A 16,748-nucleotide genomic window follows, 5' to 3' on the forward strand; every position below is an offset into this window, starting at 1 on the left:
GTTTTCATGCTATATACATAGTGAGGAGGGAAAAGTGATGAATGGGATTGAAATTTTTGCGAATACAATTTTAAAAGAAGCGTGTAGGGTACAAGCGTCAGATTTACATATTGTGCCCCGGCAGAAGGATGTAGCGGTGCAACTACGTGTAGGAAAAGATTTAATGACGAGACATTGTATTGAAAAGGAGTTTGGAGAAAAACTTGTCTCACATTTTAAATTTTTAGCATCTATGGACATAGGAGAGAAACGGAAGCCACAGAATGGTTCGTTGTATTTGCAAATTGATGGACAAGAAGTGTATTTACGCCTTTCAACACTTCCAACAGTATATCAAGAAAGTCTCGTTATTCGCCTTCATTTACAAGCATCTGTGCAGCCCTTATCACATCTTTCGTTATTTCCAAGTACGGCAGCAAAACTACTCTCGTTTTTACGCTATTCACAGGGGCTACTCGTGTTTACTGGACCGACTGGTTCTGGGAAGACAACGACAATGTATGCATTATTAGAGGTAATTAGAAAAAAGAAAACACGTCGCATCATTACACTTGAAGATCCGGTTGAAAAAAGAAGTGACGATGTATTACAAATTCAAATAAATGAAAAAGCGGGTCTCACATATGAAACAGGATTAAAGGCTATTTTACGTCATGATCCAGATATTATTTTAGTCGGTGAAATCCGTGATGAAGAAACAGCAAAAATAGCTATAAGAGCAAGTTTGACAGGACATTTAGTCATGACAACGCTGCATACGAATGATGCGAAAGGAGCAATCATTCGTTTCATGGATTATGGTATAACGAGGCAAGAGATTGAACAGTCTTTATTGGCTGTGGCTGCACAGCGACTTGTCGAATTGAAGTGTCCGTTTTGCAGAGGAAAGTGCTCAACTTTATGTAAATCAATGAGGCAAGTAAGGCAAGCAAGCATTTATGAGCTGCTATATGGATATGAGTTAAAACAAGCGCTTAAAGAAGCAGAGGGAGAATGTGTTACTTACAAACATGAGACTTTAGAATCGTCAATAAGAAAAGGATATGCTTTAGGTTTTTTAGAAGATGATGTTTATGTTTAAGAAAACTTGGAGTTTAAGTGATCAAGTAGTATTGTTGAAACGTTTAGGAGAATTATTAGAAAAAGGCTACTCTCTTTTACAAGCATTAGAATTTTTACAGTTTCAATTACCTGTAGAAAAGAAAGTACAATTGCAGCACATGATTGAGGGGTTAAAAGATGGGAAAAGTCTACACGATTCTTTTCATCAGTTAAAGTTTCATCAGGACATGTTAAGTTATTTATTTTATGCCGAGCAACATGGTGATATTTCTTTTGCTTTGCAACAAGGAAGTGCACTTCTTTATAAGAAAGATAAGTATAGGAGAGACATGATGAAAATCATGCAGTATCCTATGTTTTTAATGTTTTTTCTACTAATCATGCTTTTTATTTTCAACCTCATTTTATTACCTCAGGTTGAAATGGTTTATAGTTCGTTCGGTTCTAATACACCACTACTTACAGAACAAATTTTAAGTGCAATAAAACTGCTACCTTACATTATTTTAACCGCTATTTTAACTGTTATTATTGGATGTAGTTTGTATATGTTGTATTTTAGGAAACTTCCACATATTAGCCAGGTAAAAATCATGCTTCGTATGCCCCTCATCAAAACATTTCTTATTTTAAAGCATTCACATTATTTTGCTACTCAGTTGAGTGGTTTATTAAATGGTGGACTATCAGTATGCGAAGCTTTAACAATAATGATGGAGCAAAGATATCATCCGTTCTTTCAATATGAAGCGAGCCGGATTGAAAGACAATTAATTGGAGGAGAACAGTTACAATCTATCATTGCTAAAAGTGGGTATTACGAGAAAGAACTTTCTTATGTTATTACGCATGGACAAGCAAACGGCAATTTAGCGATTGAATTAGGTGACTATAGCGATCTTATTATGGAAAAGATGGAACGGAAAATTAAACATATGTTAGTTATCATTCAGCCTATTTTATTTACATGTATTGGAGGAATCGTTGTCCTTATGTATTTAGCGATGATTATGCCAATGTTTCAAATGATGAATTCTATTTAGGGGGCATTTGTATGCAGAATGAGGAAGGATTTACTCTGTTAGAGATGCTATTAGTAATGGTTGTCATAACGATATTATTACTATTAATTATTCCGAATGTAGTTACACAGCGTTCATCGGTCCAAGGAAAAGGGTGTGCAGCTTACGTGAAATCTATAGAAGCACAAATACAAGTATATCAATTACAACATAATAAAATTCCATCGTTAAAAGAACTGACAGATGAAAAGTATATTACAACTGATAAGTGCCCGAATGGCGAATCTATTCATATTTCAGATGATGGCGCAGTATCAATTAGGGCATTGTGAAACAACAGGGGTTTACTTTTTTAGAAATGTTACTCGTTTTATTTGCTATTTCTGTATTAAGTATAGTTACGTATTTTAGTGTTCATTCCTTATACGAGCGACAAAAAGTTGAACAATTTTTGAGACAGTTTTCAAATGATATTTTGTATATGCAGCAATTAGCGATAAATCGTCAAAAGCACTATACATTACGTTGGCATAAAGATAGAAATATGTATGCTATAAAAGAGTCAGGTACAAAGTATTATATCGTCAAGCGAGAGTATGAAGAAGATATACAAATTGATTTGCATACGTTTCCAAATCCGATGACATATAATCCAAGTGGAAATATTAATAGAGGTGGTACGATTATAATTTCATATCGAAATTATAAATATGAAATTGTATTTCAGCTTGGAAGGGGGAGATTTACGTATCGTGAAATGTCAAAAAGGATCCATAATGGCTGAAATGATTGTATCGTTAAGTGTTTTAATGATGGCTGTATCGTTACTACTACCGCAAACAGTATTAGTTATGCAAGAAAGAAAAAATATACAAATTCGTTATAAGGCATCTGGATTATTAAAAAAGGAAGCAATTATATATATGTATGGAAATGAAGAAAAGCGAATAATAGAAAAGAATATAAATGGAATTGTGTATTACACATATTGGGGAGGCAATGAAGTTTGTACCATGTGGAGAGATGTGAAAGACAGAGTGATGGAACAATGCTTTTATGTAGGAGAAAAAATAAATTAGAATTTGGTTTTTCATTAATAGAAATGATTGTATGTCTGTTTCTATTATCAATATTTTTTTTGCTCTTTCCCCGCCTACATTTCATTGAAATGGAAAATAAACAGTCAAAAGGATTAAATGATTGGGAGTGGGATGTGTATTTAGGGCAAATGCAATTGGAGTTTCGTGAAGTATCATCTGGAGAACAGCTAGCATTTGAAAATGGAGAAAGTATTTTACGATTTCGATCGCGTAATGGGAGTGAAGTATCGTATGAAAAAGAGAATAGTCGTCTTATAAGAAAGGTAAATAGGCGCGGGAGGGAAGTTGTTTTACAAAATATTGGAACGGTTTCTTACAAACTAACACCTCATGTACTCATTATAAATGTGAAAGATACTAGCGGAAAAATATATGAAGGTGTAGTTATGCGATATAGTGAAATGGAAATGAATGTATGAGAGGGCAAAATGGGTTTACAATGCCTGGAACACTCATCTTTCTTATTTTATTAACTTCTTTTTTTATATACGAAACAAATATGTTGTTTACAGATAAAAATTTTTATATAGAAATAGAACAAAAGTTTTTACTGGATGAACTACTTAACCGATCTATTATAGATATAAAAAAAGACTTACAGCAAAAAGAAAAAGAAGGTGCATTTTTCTTTCAGTATGAAAAGGGAGAAGTGAGTGGAAATTATATCTTTGAAAATGATTTAATTCTCGTTGCGTTGCAGTGTACACTCAAACAGGAAGCTTTCTATACGGTGAGCTTTCGGTATAGAAAAAAGGATGGAAAAATAGTCGATTGGATAGAAGGATAATATGTAAAAAATACGAAGAAAAACCAGGGATTTCTATTGTAAATTGAATTGATTTTTTAGAAGAAATGGATAAATATAATGATTAAAAGTTTAAATTTTCTCAAAAAAGAGAAAGGTAAAAAGAATGTGATATATTCATGCTATCCAATCATTATTTTTAGGGAGAATAGGGAAATGACAAACAACAATCAAATAGGTGAAAATAAGGAACAAACTATTTTTGATCATAAAGGAAATACGATTATGACAGAAGATAGAGAAATACACATTATTTCAAAATTCGAAGAACCTCTTATTGTCGTATTAGCAAATGTACTAAGTGATGAAGAGTGTGATAAATTGATTGAAATGTCTAAAAATAAAATGAAGCGTTCTAAAGTTGGTTCATCACGTGATGTAAATGATATTCGAACAAGTAGCGGTGCATTTTTGGAAGACAATGAACTTACTTCAAAGATTGAAAAACGAATTTCATCTATCATGAATGTTCCTGCGTCGCATGGTGAAGGATTGCACATTTTAAATTATGAAGTGGATCAACAATATAAAGCACACTATGATTATTTTGCGGAACATAGTAGATCAGCTGCTAACAATCGTATTAGTACGCTTGTAATGTACTTAAATGATGTAGAAGAAGGCGGAGAAACGTACTTCCCGAAATTAAATCTTTCTGTACATCCTAGAAAGGGAATGGCAGTATACTTTGAGTATTTTTATCAAGATCAATCACTAAATGAGCTTACGTTACATGGAGGGGCACCTGTAACGAAAGGCGAGAAATGGATTGCAACGCAGTGGGTGAGAAGAGGTACTTATAAGTAAAAGCGAGTGTTACGTTTTGTTCTTCATAGTATAAGAACAAAACGTTTTTTTATTAAACAAAGTAGCATCTTTCGTTATAATAACAATTAATAAATGACGATTGAGAGGACAGAAAATGAAATCTATATACATAACCGGCTATATGGGAGCAGGGAAAACAACAATTGGAAAAGCATTAAGTCAAGAACTTCAAATGGATGTTGTAGATACTGATCAAAAAATCGAAGAGAAGCAAAAGAAGGCAATTCGTGATATTTTTGCCGAAGAAGGCGAAATGACTTTTCGGGAATATGAAAGCGAAATGTTACGTTCGCTACCAGTCCATAATGTCATTATTACAACTGGTGGGGGAATTATTGAACGAGCGGAAAATCGCAAGTGGATGAAAGAGAACGGAACTGTCGTGTATTTATATTGTGATCCAAATGTAATTGCAGAAAGGCTTCGTGAAGATACGACACGTCCACTATTTCAAAAGAAAGATATAGATGCATTTGTAACGAAATTTGAATTACGCCGAGCTTATTATGAAGAGGCTCATATTCATATCGATACGACAAATAAGTCTGTAAAGCAAATTATGAATGAATTAAAGAAAAAGATTAATGTATAAAAAAGTGGACATACTAATCAAGTAGAGGTGATGATAATATGTCTACTAATGATTATGTTCGCTTTGTGACGCAGCAGTTTGTGTCGTATATGGATGCTCCAAAAGAAGATCGAAAACAAAAGAAAGAACAACGCCGTGCTGAAAAAGAGCCATTTATGAATAAGTGGTTTGGTGTTATGCCGCTGAGTGCTGCTTTGTTTTATCGAAATGTAAAAAGTAAAAGAAAAAAATCAAGTTAAATTTTAGTCATATGTCTAGCAAAATAAAGATGCCCTAGTGTCGTAATACACTAGGGCATCTTTGTTTACTGCACGGATTCTTGTTCTTCCGTAACGGCATGTATTTTATTGTTCACCCATACGAACCCTATTCCGATACAAATAGAAATGCCCCAGCCGACAGCGGTCATAATCGCTCTCATTTCACCGTAGCCATCTACACCAAAAACAGAGATGAAATAAATTTTTAAAAAGCTTTTTAATATAAATTGTAGCCCGAAAAATAACGTTAAATATTGCAGTGCTGGATATATACGACTATCACGATAAAGCTCACGACTTTTATCACGGTCATGACCTTGAAGTGCGGCAATATCTGCTGCGAAATATAACATAAGTGGTTTTTTTATAAAAATTGTACATATGACGATAATACCGAGTACGATGTGATAGTACGCATCGTTCCATAACATTCGTTCAGCTGACCCAGATAATAGATCTACCGTTGTATTAGAAATGAGTGTAATTAAAATAAAGAACCCTGTCACGTTAAACTGTTTTTCTTTTTTAAAGGTATACAGTGTATAAATAATCCCCGGAACAGAGGAAAGTAACATCGCGTAATAAGGATCGATATAAGGTTTTGCAAATTTCCAAATGAGGAATGGGATTACGAGATAAAAGACAAGATCTAATATAGCTTTTTTATTTTGATTCATACAAAGCCTCCTTAAGTCATACATATATTTTATAATATAATTTCTGAAAATTGTATAAGGTTTAATGGGAAAAGAAAAAATATATCAATTTTTGAGGGATTAGTAGATTGAAAAAAATTGCCCCTAGCGTAGTAAGTTTTTTTAGTATATAATAAAGGAAACGCTTTCATTTTTAGTTTGTTCACAAAATGGACGGAAAATCACATATTTACTATCGATATGTTGCTTTATAATGAAACTAATTAAATATACATGCATACAATATTGTGAAATAAATAACATAAATAATCTATATAAATGTAAACGTTATCAAAAGAGAGAGGTGGAGACAATGAGTAAATTTTTCTTCAATCATAATCCAGCAACAGTAGAGGATGGAAGGCTTGTTAAATATGCTGAAATTATTTATGGAGAAGGTGGCCGTTCTGTATTAGAAAATTTAATGGTGAAGGCATCTATCAGATTGCGTGATCGTTATCCGAATAAATCTGACGAGCAGATCTCGAACCTAGTAAATAAAGGCATCCATGATATGTTTCAAAAATATGTGAGCGAGTAAGAGTAGCCAATGGCTGCTCTTATTTTTTGTATAAGGATTGTAACTCTAGCTGAAAATAAACATGTATTTTGAAAAACGCAAGAAGGAGTGGGAAAGATGAGCAATGGAATTGAACGTTCGAAAGAAAATCTTCCAACTGATGCAAATCATGTGAGCGCAAAGGATCGTGCACAGCAGAAACGTATGGCACAGAAAAAACAGCAAGAGCGTAGTGGCGATAGCGAGTAGGGTAGAAAATAGCTCAAAAGAGGCTCCTTCTAAAGCAGAAGGAGCTTCTTCAAGATAGAAAATGATTCGCGGTAACATAAAAAAGGCCACCGTTAATAATTTGCACGGTAATACGTGGTTCATACTGTTCTTGCAGAGCTTGTTTTTCAATTTCATAGCTCTCAGGAAGTTCGTCACTTTCTTCATAAAAACGGTTTAAAAGGTCTAGATCATGATTCCAACGCACTCTTGCTTCTTTTGCCCACGTATGGTCATCTTCTGCAATTATATTTTTTAAAGCGTCTTCTATGCGTTGTAAACCACTTTGAGGTTTAATGATGGGCGAGAGCGTAAAACAAAAATCAGGTATTTTTGGTGTAAGTTTAATGTTTGTTAATGTTTCATGAAAGTTTGCCATCATTGTTCCAGAAATGAGATGAATGCCAATCGAGTGAAGGATGTCTTTTTTTCGATCACATTGATAGGAAACTTTTATATTAATACCGAGCCAAGGGTGGAGCGGTGTATGTGTTGCCCCATTATGTCTTACATCCTCATATAAACGTATGTAAGAGCCTAATTCTTTTGTCGTTTGGAAAATTTGATGTAGACGTGGTGAACCGTAGTGAATAAGCTCACCATCATTTTCTTCATTTTCTGGATTTGTAATAAGAGTAAGGCGCATCGGATTCGGTACGCCTCCTGTTTTCTCAAGATAGTGCCAATAAAAAGGGCGATTCATTAATAATTTATCCATCTCAATTGTTAACTGTACATCTAATAAATGAGGAGAACGTTCTAAAATTTCACAGTTATTCGCCTCAAAGAAATTGTATAAGTAATTATGAATTTCATGTTGCTGCATAGCCTTGCACCTCAGCTTCATTTCGTTTCGCAAAGTCGATAATAGATGTTAAGTTTTCCATCTTAATTCTAATTTCACCTTCGCTTTTTGATTGCGCGAAAATTTCTTGAATGTGCGCGTCGATGTTTTTCATATTAATTCTCGTTAAAATTTCATCGAGTTCACCGATAACACGCTCGAATAAGTTGATTTTTTCATATAACAGTTTCAGAATATGTTCTTCAACAGTATGCTTTGTAGCTAAGTTATAAATATGAACATCATTCTTTTGACCGAGACGGTGAATACGTCCGATTCTTTGCTCAAGACGCATTGGATTCCATGGCAAATCATAATTGATCATATGGCTACAAAACTGTAAGTTAATGCCTTCTCCGCCAGCTTCCGTTGCAATTAACACTTGGGCACGATTTTGGAAAAGTTCCTTCATCCAATCTTTCTTCCCGCGTTTAAATCCGCCGCGGAATGGGACAGAAGAAATACCGTGTTGTTGTAAAAACCATTGTAAGTACATCTGTGATGCTCGGTATTCCGTGAAAATGACGACTTTATCGTCAATTTCTTTTATAAGCTCTAGAGCTTTAGTTGCTTTCGAGTTGAAAGGAATATGATTAATTTTGTCCATTAGCACATCGATATGTGGATCTTTTATATAATGTTCATTTTCTTTCTGTCTTTTTTCTACATGCTTTTTCAATGAATAGTAAACAGCCTCACGACTACTACACGCTTCCCGTTTTAAAGTTAACGATGAGAAAGCAGATGTGAAGGCGTCTTGTCCTCGCCAATTTTCGATATCATTATATAGAGCTTGTTCTTGTTCATTAAACTCAACAAAAATTGTACGTACATGTCTCTTCGGCCAATCGATACCGGTATTATGTCGTCTATTTCGCACCATTACTTTGTTAATGAGAGCTTTTAAGTCTTCATCTGATTCGGCTGAACGATTTTTGGAAGCGTAATATTCTTCAAAGTTGGATTGATTGCCTAGATGTCCTGGCTTTAATAAAGAAACAAGGTTAAAAATTTCATCAATCTTATTTTGAACAGGAGTAGCGGTTAGTAATAAACAAAACTTCTTTTTTAATCGTTGTGCAAATTCATAGTTTTTTGTTTTATTATTTTTCAGTTTATGTGCTTCATCGATAATAATAAGGTCATATTCTAAGTTCAACACGATATCGCGATGTGGTGAACGTTTCGCAGTATCAATTGATGATACGATTACGTCAGCTTGTTCCCACGAGTAGCTTTTCTTTTGTGCTACAGCGGGAATGAAAAACTTTGTATTCAGCTCGTATGCCCATTGTGATACGAGAGAAGCTGGGACAAGTATAAGTACCTTTTTCACAAGCCCGCGGACCATGTATTCTTTCAAAATAAGTCCAGCTTCGATTGTTTTTCCAAGACCTACTTCATCTGCTAGAATCGCTTTACCATTCATTTGTTCAATTACATTTTGAGCGACTTCTAATTGATGCGGAAGCGGTGTGAAATGGGATAAATGTTTCGGTGCTTGTAGTCCATCAAAAGTAGGAACAAGTAACGATTTTTCTGTTTCATAAGCTAAGTGATATAAATCCCAGTTTGTCCAAGGACCATCTTCATCAATTCTATTTAAAAAATTGTTTTGCCACGTCCGATCTACGGAAATATCGACATTCATTACGACTCTCCCACCTTTTATAAACTAAAGTAATTATTTTTTAATGTATGATGATTTGCCTTAAAAGAAGGCATAATTATCGTTATTAAAGGCTATATGATAGACAATAATAAAGTATTAAATCTCAAAAGCTGTATTTATTGTGTTTTAACATAAAAAATTCTAAATTATTTTTTATGCTAGAATATTGATGAAATATAGCGAATGATGTTAGGATAATGGTGTGAAATGTGTGGAATCTTTCGTATTTTATCCAAGAAAGTGATTTTTTATTTACGCTTTCATAAAAAAATATAATGAGATTCCGTATATCCTATCTTTTCAGAATGAAAATGTTTAGAAAAGGGAAGCAACTTTTATTGATTTGTCAAAGCATAAGGGGGAGAGAGCATGATTACATTACAACGTACACCGTTATTTGATGTATACGCGAAGTATGGTGGGAAAACAATCGACTTCGGTGGTTGGGAATTACCAGTTCAATTTTCAAGCATTAAAGAAGAACACGAAGCTGTACGTACAGCTGCAGGTTTGTTCGATGTGTCTCATATGGGAGAAGTTGAAGTAAAAGGTGTAGATAGTTTAGCATTTTTACAACGTGTTGTTACAAATGACGTATCTACCTTAAAGGTAGGGGGCGCACAATATACAGCTATGTGCTACGAAAATGGTGGTACAGTAGATGATTTATTAATCTACAAACGTGGTGAAGAAGACTATTTATTAGTAATCAATGCATCAAATATCGAGAAAGATTACGAATGGTTAGCAAGTCATGTAATTGGCGATGCGACAGTAGTCAATGTTTCTAGTGAAGTTGCACAGCTTGCAATTCAAGGACCAAAAGCAGAAGGCATTTTACAAAAAGTTGTGTCAGAAGATTTGAAAGAAATTAAGTTCTTTAAATTTAAAAACGATATTCTTGTAGATGAAATTCCAGCACTTGTATCTCGTACAGGTTATACAGGTGAAGATGGATTCGAAATTTACTGTAAGAGTGAAGATGCTGCAAAACTTTGGGAGAAACTTCTTGAAGTTGGAGCAGAAGAGGGCTTAAAAGCATGTGGTTTAGGTGCTCGTGATACACTTCGATTCGAAGCAACATTACCACTTTATGGACAAGAATTATCAAAAGATATTACACCGATTGAGGCTGGAATTGGCTTTGCGGTAAAAACAAATAAAGAAGCAGACTTCTTTGGGAAAGCAACGTTAAAAGAGCAAAAAGAAAACGGTGCGCCTCGTAAATTAGTCGGCATCGAAGTAATCGAACGTGGAATTCCTCGTACGCATTACCCTGTATTTATTGGTGAAGAAAAAATTGGGGAAGTAACGAGTGGTACACAATCTCCAACGTTAAAGAAAAGCATTGGTTTAGCACTAATTGATGTAAAATACGCAGCAGTTGATACAGAAGTAGAAATTGAAATTCGTAATAAACGCGTCAAAGCAGTAGTTGTTCCAACACCATTTTACAAACGTTCAAAGTAACGGGGAGAGGGGTAGATTTCATGTTGCATCGTTATCTTCCAATGACAGAAGAAGACAAAAAAGAAATGTTACAAACGATCGGCGTTCAAACGATCGATGAATTATTTTCTGATATTCCAGAGAGTGTTCGTTTTAAAGGGGATTTAAAAATTAAAGAAGCAAAATCAGAGCCAGAGCTTTTAAAAGAGCTATCTCAAATGGCTAGTAAAAATGCTAACTTAAAAGAATACGCTTCTTTCTTAGGAGCAGGCGTATACGATCATTATGCTCCAGTAATTGTAGATCATGTTATTTCTCGCTCAGAATTTTATACAGCTTACACACCATACCAACCGGAAATTTCACAAGGGGAATTACAAGCAATCTTTGAATTCCAAACAATGATTTGTGAATTAACAGGAATGGATGTAGCAAACTCTTCTATGTATGACGGGGGTACAGCTTTAGCTGAAGCGGCAATGTTAGCAGCTGGCCATACTCGCAAAAAGAAAATTCTTGTATCTAGCGCGGTTCATCCAGAATCAAGAGCAGTACTTGAAACGTATGCAAAAGGTCAAAATCTTGAAGTTGTTGAAATTAATCATAAAGATGGTGTAACAGATTTAGACGTATTACAAAGTGAAGTAGATGATACAGTTGCTTGTGTAATCGTTCAATATCCAAACTTCTTCGGACAAGTTGAAAAATTAGCTGATATTGAAAAAATCGTTCATCAACAAAAATCATTATTTATCGTTTCTTCAAATCCATTATCATTAGGCGCATTAACACCACCAGGGAAATTTGGTGCTGATATTGTAATCGGTGATGCACAACCATTCGGTATTCCAACGCAGTTTGGTGGACCGCACTGTGGTTACTTTGCAACAACGAAAGCATTTATGCGTAAAATTCCAGGACGTCTTGTTGGACAAACTGTAGATTCAGATGGTAAACGTGGATTTGTATTAACGTTACAAGCACGTGAACAGCATATTCGCCGTGATAAAGCGACGTCTAATATTTGTTCAAACCAAGCGTTAAATGCATTAGCAGCTTCTGTTGCAATGACGGCACTTGGCAAACAAGGTGTGAAAGAAATGGCACGTCAAAACATTTCTAAAGCACAGTATGCAAAACGTCAATTTGAGGCGAAAGGCTTCATAGTAACATTTGCTGGACCATTCTTCAATGAGTTTGTTGTAGATTGCAAACGTCCAGTGAAAGAAGTAAACGATGCATTATTACAAAAGAATATTATCGGTGGTTACGATCTAGGCCGTGATTATAAAGAGCATGAAAACCATATGCTTGTAGCAGTAACTGAGCTTCGTACAAAAGAGGAAATTGACACACTTGTAAACGAAATGGGGGCTATCCAATGAAGAACCAAGACCAAGCACTTATCTTTGAAGTGAGTAAAGAAGGACGCATAGGATATAGCTTACCCAAATTAGATGTAGAAGAAGTGAAACTAGAAGATGTGTTTGAGAGCGATTATATTCGAGTAGAAGATGCAGAGCTACCAGAAGTATCTGAACTTGATATTATGCGCCACTATACAGCACTTTCAAACCGTAACCACGGTGTTGATTCTGGATTCTATCCACTTGGATCTTGTACGATGAAATATAATCCGAAAATTAATGAGAGTGTAGCTCGTTTCGCAGGATTTGCAAATATTCATCCACTGCAAGATGAAAAGACAGTACAAGGTGCAATGGAATTAATGTATGACTTACAAGAGCATTTAATTGAAATTACAGGTATGGATACTGTTACTTTACAACCAGCAGCTGGTGCACACGGAGAATGGACAGGTTTAATGTTAATTCGTGCATACCATGAAGCGAATGGTGACTTTAACCGTACGAAAGTAATTGTACCTGACTCTGCTCACGGAACGAACCCGGCATCTGCAACTGTAGCTGGTTTTGAAACAATTACAGTAAAATCAAATGAAAATGGCCTTGTTGACTTAGAAGACTTAAAACGTGTTGTAAACGAAGAAACAGCAGCACTTATGTTAACAAATCCTAATACATTAGGTCTATTCGAAGAAAATATTTTAGAAATGGCAGAAATCGTCCATAATGCAGGCGGTAAGTTATACTATGATGGTGCAAACTTAAATGCGGTATTAAGCCAAGCACGCCCAGGAGATATGGGATTTGACGTTGTGCATTTAAACCTTCATAAAACATTTACAGGTCCTCACGGCGGTGGTGGCCCAGGTTCTGGTCCAGTAGGTGTGAAAGCTGATTTAATTCCGTACTTACCAAAACCGATTTTAGAAAAAACGGAAAATGGTTATCACTTCAATTACGACCGTCCAGAAGCAATTGGTCGTGTGAAGCCATTCTATGGTAACTTCGGAATTAACGTTCGTGCATACACGTATATTCGCTCTATGGGTTCAGATGGCTTGCGTGCAGTAACTGAGTATGCTGTATTAAATGCGAACTATATGATGAGAAGATTAGCGCCATTCTACGATCTTCCATTCGATAGACATTGTAAGCATGAATTTGTATTATCAGGTCGTCGTCAAAAGAAACTTGGCGTACGTACATTAGATATTGCAAAACGGCTGCTTGATTTCGGTTACCATCCACCAACAATTTACTTCCCATTAAATGTGGAAGAATGTATTATGATTGAGCCGACAGAAACAGAATCAAAAGAAACATTAGATGGTTTCATTGATAAGATGATTCAAATCGCTAAAGAAGTAGAAGAAAATCCAGAAGTTGTACAAGAAGCACCGCATACGACAGTCATTAAGCGTTTAGACGAAACGATGGCTGCACGTAAACCAGTTTTACGTTATGCAAAGCCAGCTCCTGTACAAGTTTGATTAGAATAACAAAAGGAGAACTCGCTGCGGCGGGTTCTTTTTTTGTATGGAGAATTTGTGCAGAAATAGTGAAGAAAATGTTAAAAAATTATATTTTTTGTTTCCTAATGGTGTAAAGGTGTAGTTTTATAGGTAGTTTTGTTGAAAAAGTCGGTTTGATAAAAGTATTTATTTTTGTTAGAATTTTATTGAAATTAAGAAGATGTGATGAGGCAAAAATTACTCATTTTTATGTATATGTGAAAAAACGAGCAAGACGGGGGTGAAAGTGTGGGATATCGATGTTATAGAATGGTATACCATTTAGAAAATGGAGAAACAATTAAAGATGTAAAAGAATTTTGCTATCGAGACCAAGGAAAAGTGTTAGAAAGAGTAGCAAATCGTGTAATGGATAATAGAGAAGTGACGGCGATTGATAAACAAGGAACAATCATTTCAATAGCATGTGAGGACATTGTAAAGGTGGAACTTGATTACATAACAGAAAGTTAACCTTGAGTCATATCGAATTATTCGATAAAATAAACTGTTGAATGGTGAAGTGAGAAGAGAGGAGTTTATCATGGGTAGTACAAGACACTTTTATATGTTTATCTTAGCGTTTGTTCTTGTTGTGGCATTAACGATTTACTTAATCGTTGACAGCAGCTGGTACAACACGGTTCATCCGGCATTCCTTCTGTTTATGTATATAGGAATTGCAGTAGTAAGTTTCGGAATGAGAGATGAGATGTTAGATCGCTTTGAAAAGTGATACATATACGAAAGACCAACAGGAAAATGTTGGTCTTTTTTTCTTGCCAAAAATAGGATGCTGTGTATATACTGTATATATAAGATATATACAGTATATACACACACTGGAGGAAAACATGAATATTATTATTTCGAATTCTTCCCAAGACCCTATTTATGTGCAAATAAGAAAACAATTAAGCCAGCTTATTTTAAATGGTGGTTTAAAGGGTGGAGACCAATTACCGTCTATTCGTAGCTTAGCGAAGGAATTGCAAATTAGTGTAATTACAACGAAGCGTGCGTACGAGGAGCTTGAAAAAGAAGGATATATAGAAACTGTTGCTGGGAAGGGGACTTATGTTTCACGTAAAAATAATGAACTATTAAAAGAACAGCGGCTACGTCTATTGGAAAGTAAGGCTGAAGAAATCGTAAAAGAAAGTAAAGTGTTGCAGCTTTCACTTGAAGAATTGCAGCAGATGATTGCGTGTTTATATAAGGGGGAATAAGAGATGTTAGAGCTAAAAAATGTTTGTAAAAGTTATGAAGATTTTGCAGTGAACAATATAAGTTTTGCATTACCACGAGGATATATTATGGGGTTTGTCGGACCAAATGGTGCTGGGAAAAGTACAACGATCAAAATGATTATGAATTTAATTAGAAAAGATAGCGGCGATATAAAAATTTTTGGTAAAGACAATAAGAAAGCCGAAAAGGACATAAAACAAAATATTGGTTTTGTATATGATGAAAATCATTATTACGAAGATTTAACGTGTGAACAAATGAAACGTATTATTGCACCGTTATATAAAAAGTGGGACGAAAATCAATACCAATCGTATATGCAAAGATTGCAAGTTCCAAAGTATAAAAAAATTAAAGAGCTATCTAAAGGGATGAAAATGAAGTTTGCGATTGCCATCGCACTTTCACATCATGCAGAGTTTATCATTATGGATGAGCCGACAGCAGGATTAGATCCAGTTGTCCGAAGTGAATTACTTGATATGTTGCAAGAAATTGTAATGGAAGATGAAGTATCTGTATTATTCTCAACCCACATTACAACGGATTTAGAACGTATTGCAGATTATATTACGTTTATCAACGATGGAGAAATTATATTTACTGGTGAAAAAGATGAATTAATGGAGAACTACGTAATCGTAAAGGGAAGCAATGATTTATTAGATCGAGAAGGAAAAGAACTATTTGTTGGATTACGAAAAAATAAATTTGGTTTTGAAGGTTTAGCGAAGGATAAACAAGCAATTATCGATTGGTTTGGAAATGAGGTTGTAATAGAAAAGCCTACATTAGACGATATCATCGTTTACACTGCGAAAGGGAGAGGTGCTTATGCGTCAGCTAATCTATAAAGATTTGTTCTTTTTTCGGGTTATGTGGTTAGTGTATTTTATTATGCCCCTTGTTTTCTTTGGATTAGATCCAGATGGTGAATTGTTATTTCCGATGAGTTGCTTACTCATAACGATATCATCTTCTATGATACTAATAGCGATGGATGAAAAAAATAAAAGTGATGTTATTATAAATAGTTTACCTGTTGGACGAAAGGATATCATTATTGCTAAATATATTTCGGGTGTAATATTCATTGTAGGTGGCATGATTTCTACTATGCTAGTTGTTTTTCTTATAAGAGGTATCGCCGTCATTGGTGATATTGGAGTGTATCATCCAAATTTGTATATTGAAATTCCTTGGTATGTAGTAGTCAGAGGTGCTGTGTATTCTTTAGTTTATATTACAGCATTATTCCCGAGTTATTATGGGACAAAATCAAAAGTAGTACGTGGAATATTTACAGGTGGGGCCGCTGGGATAGGTGTTATTATTGGAATGTTTATTGGTGACGGAGAAAGCGCTACGACATCATTCATTGATTGGATTGTGAATCCATTACATCTTGGTGTATTTATAGTTGGATTCATTACATTAGTTAGTATTTATATCGCTTCTATGTTTCTTACAATTAAAATTTACGGAGCACGTGATTTATAGAGA

24 protein-coding genes are annotated in these 16,748 nt (G+C 34.9%); 20 read left to right on the top strand and 4 right to left on the bottom strand.

Annotated elements, in window-relative coordinates; translation table 11 throughout:
* The first annotated feature begins 37 nt into the window (after nucleotides 1-37).
* The 10 genes from comGA to BUA87_RS16265 all read left to right on the top strand — a co-directional run bounded on the left by comGA (nucleotide 38) and on the right by BUA87_RS16265 (nucleotide 5,648).
* On the top strand, nucleotides 38-1,081 hold the full coding sequence (gene comGA, locus BUA87_RS16220; RefSeq protein ID WP_072940243.1) for a competence type IV pilus ATPase ComGA: 1,044 nt from the start codon (nucleotides 38-40) through the stop codon (nucleotides 1,079-1,081).
* Nucleotides 1,074-2,105 carry a competence type IV pilus assembly protein ComGB gene (comGB, locus tag BUA87_RS16225; protein ID WP_083530659.1) on the top strand — a complete coding sequence of 344 codons (1,032 nt, stop codon included), beginning with the start codon at nucleotides 1,074-1,076 and terminating at the stop codon, nucleotides 2,103-2,105. The genes comGA and comGB overlap by 8 nt, the downstream gene beginning before the upstream one ends.
* 11 nt (nucleotides 2,106-2,116) lie before the next feature.
* On the top strand, nucleotides 2,117-2,416 hold the full coding sequence (gene comGC, locus BUA87_RS16230) for a competence type IV pilus major pilin ComGC (RefSeq protein ID WP_001178687.1): 300 nt from the start codon (nucleotides 2,117-2,119) through the stop codon (nucleotides 2,414-2,416).
* A complete protein-coding gene (gene comGD / locus BUA87_RS16235; RefSeq protein WP_000813141.1) occupies nucleotides 2,413-2,868 on the top strand; it encodes a competence type IV pilus minor pilin ComGD in 456 nt (151 codons plus the stop codon). The genes comGC and comGD overlap by 4 nt, the downstream gene beginning before the upstream one ends.
* Entirely contained in the window at nucleotides 2,861-3,163 is a 303-nt protein-coding gene (locus tag BUA87_RS16240; RefSeq protein ID WP_000829467.1) for a hypothetical protein, read from the top strand. The genes comGD and BUA87_RS16240 overlap by 8 nt, the downstream gene beginning before the upstream one ends.
* On the top strand, nucleotides 3,133-3,603 hold the full coding sequence (gene comGF / locus BUA87_RS16245) for a competence type IV pilus minor pilin ComGF (RefSeq protein ID WP_000923102.1): 471 nt from the start codon (nucleotides 3,133-3,135) through the stop codon (nucleotides 3,601-3,603). The genes BUA87_RS16240 and comGF overlap by 31 nt, the downstream gene beginning before the upstream one ends.
* Nucleotides 3,600-3,971 carry a competence type IV pilus minor pilin ComGG gene (comGG, locus tag BUA87_RS16250; RefSeq protein ID WP_001214888.1) on the top strand — a complete coding sequence of 124 codons (372 nt, stop codon included), beginning with the start codon at nucleotides 3,600-3,602 and terminating at the stop codon, nucleotides 3,969-3,971. Before comGF ends, comGG begins: the two co-directional genes overlap by 4 nt.
* A gap of 174 nt (nucleotides 3,972-4,145) precedes the next feature.
* On the top strand, nucleotides 4,146-4,796 hold the full coding sequence (locus BUA87_RS16255) for a 2OG-Fe(II) oxygenase (protein ID WP_000183866.1): 651 nt from the start codon (nucleotides 4,146-4,148) through the stop codon (nucleotides 4,794-4,796).
* A gap of 115 nt (nucleotides 4,797-4,911) precedes the next feature.
* Nucleotides 4,912-5,409: a shikimate kinase gene (locus BUA87_RS16260; protein WP_072940246.1), complete on the top strand. Its 498-nt coding sequence runs from the start codon at nucleotides 4,912-4,914 to the stop codon at nucleotides 5,407-5,409.
* Nucleotides 5,410-5,447: 38 nt separating this feature from the next.
* Nucleotides 5,448-5,648, top strand: coding sequence for a YqzE family protein (locus tag BUA87_RS16265; RefSeq protein ID WP_000106083.1), 201 nt, complete (start codon nucleotides 5,448-5,450; stop codon nucleotides 5,646-5,648).
* A gap of 65 nt (nucleotides 5,649-5,713) precedes the next feature.
* Here BUA87_RS16265 and BUA87_RS16270 read toward each other — a convergent pair whose 3' ends face one another.
* Nucleotides 5,714-6,346, bottom strand: coding sequence for a VC0807 family protein (locus BUA87_RS16270; RefSeq protein ID WP_001073111.1), 633 nt, complete (start codon nucleotides 6,344-6,346; stop codon nucleotides 5,714-5,716).
* 141 nt (nucleotides 6,347-6,487) lie between these two features.
* A complete protein-coding gene (locus BUA87_RS16275) occupies nucleotides 6,488-6,604 on the bottom strand; it encodes a hypothetical protein (protein ID WP_003279814.1) in 117 nt (38 codons plus the stop codon).
* Nucleotides 6,605-6,677: 73 nt separating this feature from the next.
* Between BUA87_RS16275 and BUA87_RS16280 the strand changes: the two genes are divergently transcribed.
* Nucleotides 6,678-6,905 (top strand): hypothetical protein, encoded by a 228-nt coding sequence (locus BUA87_RS16280; protein ID WP_000032702.1) that lies wholly within the window; start codon nucleotides 6,678-6,680, stop codon nucleotides 6,903-6,905.
* A gap of 96 nt (nucleotides 6,906-7,001) precedes the next feature.
* Complete coding sequence (locus BUA87_RS31860) at nucleotides 7,002-7,133, top strand: hypothetical protein (protein WP_083530660.1); 132 nt, start codon at nucleotides 7,002-7,004, stop codon at nucleotides 7,131-7,133.
* A 49-nt stretch (nucleotides 7,134-7,182) separates the two neighbouring features.
* Here the strand turns inward: BUA87_RS31860 and BUA87_RS16285 are convergent, their stop codons facing one another.
* Nucleotides 7,183-7,977: a YqhG family protein gene (locus BUA87_RS16285; RefSeq protein WP_001183963.1), complete on the bottom strand. Its 795-nt coding sequence runs from the start codon at nucleotides 7,975-7,977 to the stop codon at nucleotides 7,183-7,185.
* Nucleotides 7,964-9,646 (bottom strand): DEAD/DEAH box helicase, encoded by a 1,683-nt coding sequence (locus tag BUA87_RS16290; protein WP_001100040.1) that lies wholly within the window; start codon nucleotides 9,644-9,646, stop codon nucleotides 7,964-7,966. The genes BUA87_RS16285 and BUA87_RS16290 overlap by 14 nt, the downstream gene beginning before the upstream one ends.
* 390 nt (nucleotides 9,647-10,036) lie before the next feature.
* On the opposite strand from BUA87_RS16290, the gene gcvT reads away from it, so the two are divergent.
* From gcvT to BUA87_RS16335, 8 genes are all read left to right on the top strand, one after another.
* Nucleotides 10,037-11,137: a glycine cleavage system aminomethyltransferase GcvT gene (gene gcvT / locus BUA87_RS16295; protein ID WP_071713575.1), complete on the top strand. Its 1,101-nt coding sequence runs from the start codon at nucleotides 10,037-10,039 to the stop codon at nucleotides 11,135-11,137.
* A 20-nt stretch (nucleotides 11,138-11,157) separates the two neighbouring features.
* Entirely contained in the window at nucleotides 11,158-12,501 is a 1,344-nt protein-coding gene (gcvPA, locus tag BUA87_RS16300; protein ID WP_000903239.1) for an aminomethyl-transferring glycine dehydrogenase subunit 1, read from the top strand.
* Nucleotides 12,498-13,973, top strand: a complete 1,476-nt coding sequence (gene gcvPB / locus BUA87_RS16305) for an aminomethyl-transferring glycine dehydrogenase subunit 2 (RefSeq protein ID WP_072940249.1) — start codon at nucleotides 12,498-12,500, stop codon at nucleotides 13,971-13,973. Before gcvPA ends, gcvPB begins: the two co-directional genes overlap by 4 nt.
* Before the next feature lie 291 nt (nucleotides 13,974-14,264).
* Nucleotides 14,265-14,468 (top strand): DUF3929 family protein, encoded by a 204-nt coding sequence (locus BUA87_RS16315; protein WP_000262496.1) that lies wholly within the window; start codon nucleotides 14,265-14,267, stop codon nucleotides 14,466-14,468.
* Between the two features lie 70 nt (nucleotides 14,469-14,538).
* Nucleotides 14,539-14,730 (top strand): hypothetical protein, encoded by a 192-nt coding sequence (locus BUA87_RS16320; protein ID WP_000535933.1) that lies wholly within the window; start codon nucleotides 14,539-14,541, stop codon nucleotides 14,728-14,730.
* 118 nt (nucleotides 14,731-14,848) lie between these two features.
* The gene (locus BUA87_RS16325) at nucleotides 14,849-15,223 is read left to right on the top strand and encodes a GntR family transcriptional regulator (protein WP_001021349.1); all 375 of its coding nucleotides are present in this window, start codon (nucleotides 14,849-14,851) and stop codon (nucleotides 15,221-15,223) included.
* A 3-nt stretch (nucleotides 15,224-15,226) separates the two neighbouring features.
* Complete coding sequence (locus BUA87_RS16330) at nucleotides 15,227-16,099, top strand: ABC transporter ATP-binding protein (RefSeq protein WP_072940256.1); 873 nt, start codon at nucleotides 15,227-15,229, stop codon at nucleotides 16,097-16,099.
* On the top strand, nucleotides 16,080-16,745 hold the full coding sequence (locus BUA87_RS16335) for an ABC-2 transporter permease (RefSeq protein WP_001249424.1): 666 nt from the start codon (nucleotides 16,080-16,082) through the stop codon (nucleotides 16,743-16,745). Before BUA87_RS16330 ends, BUA87_RS16335 begins: the two co-directional genes overlap by 20 nt.
* Nucleotides 16,746-16,748: the final 3 nt, after the last annotated feature.

This window comes from Bacillus sp. bc15, from assembly GCF_900142585.1.
In the GTDB taxonomy this organism is placed as follows: Bacteria; Bacillota; Bacilli; order Bacillales; family Bacillaceae_G; genus Bacillus_A; species Bacillus_A cereus.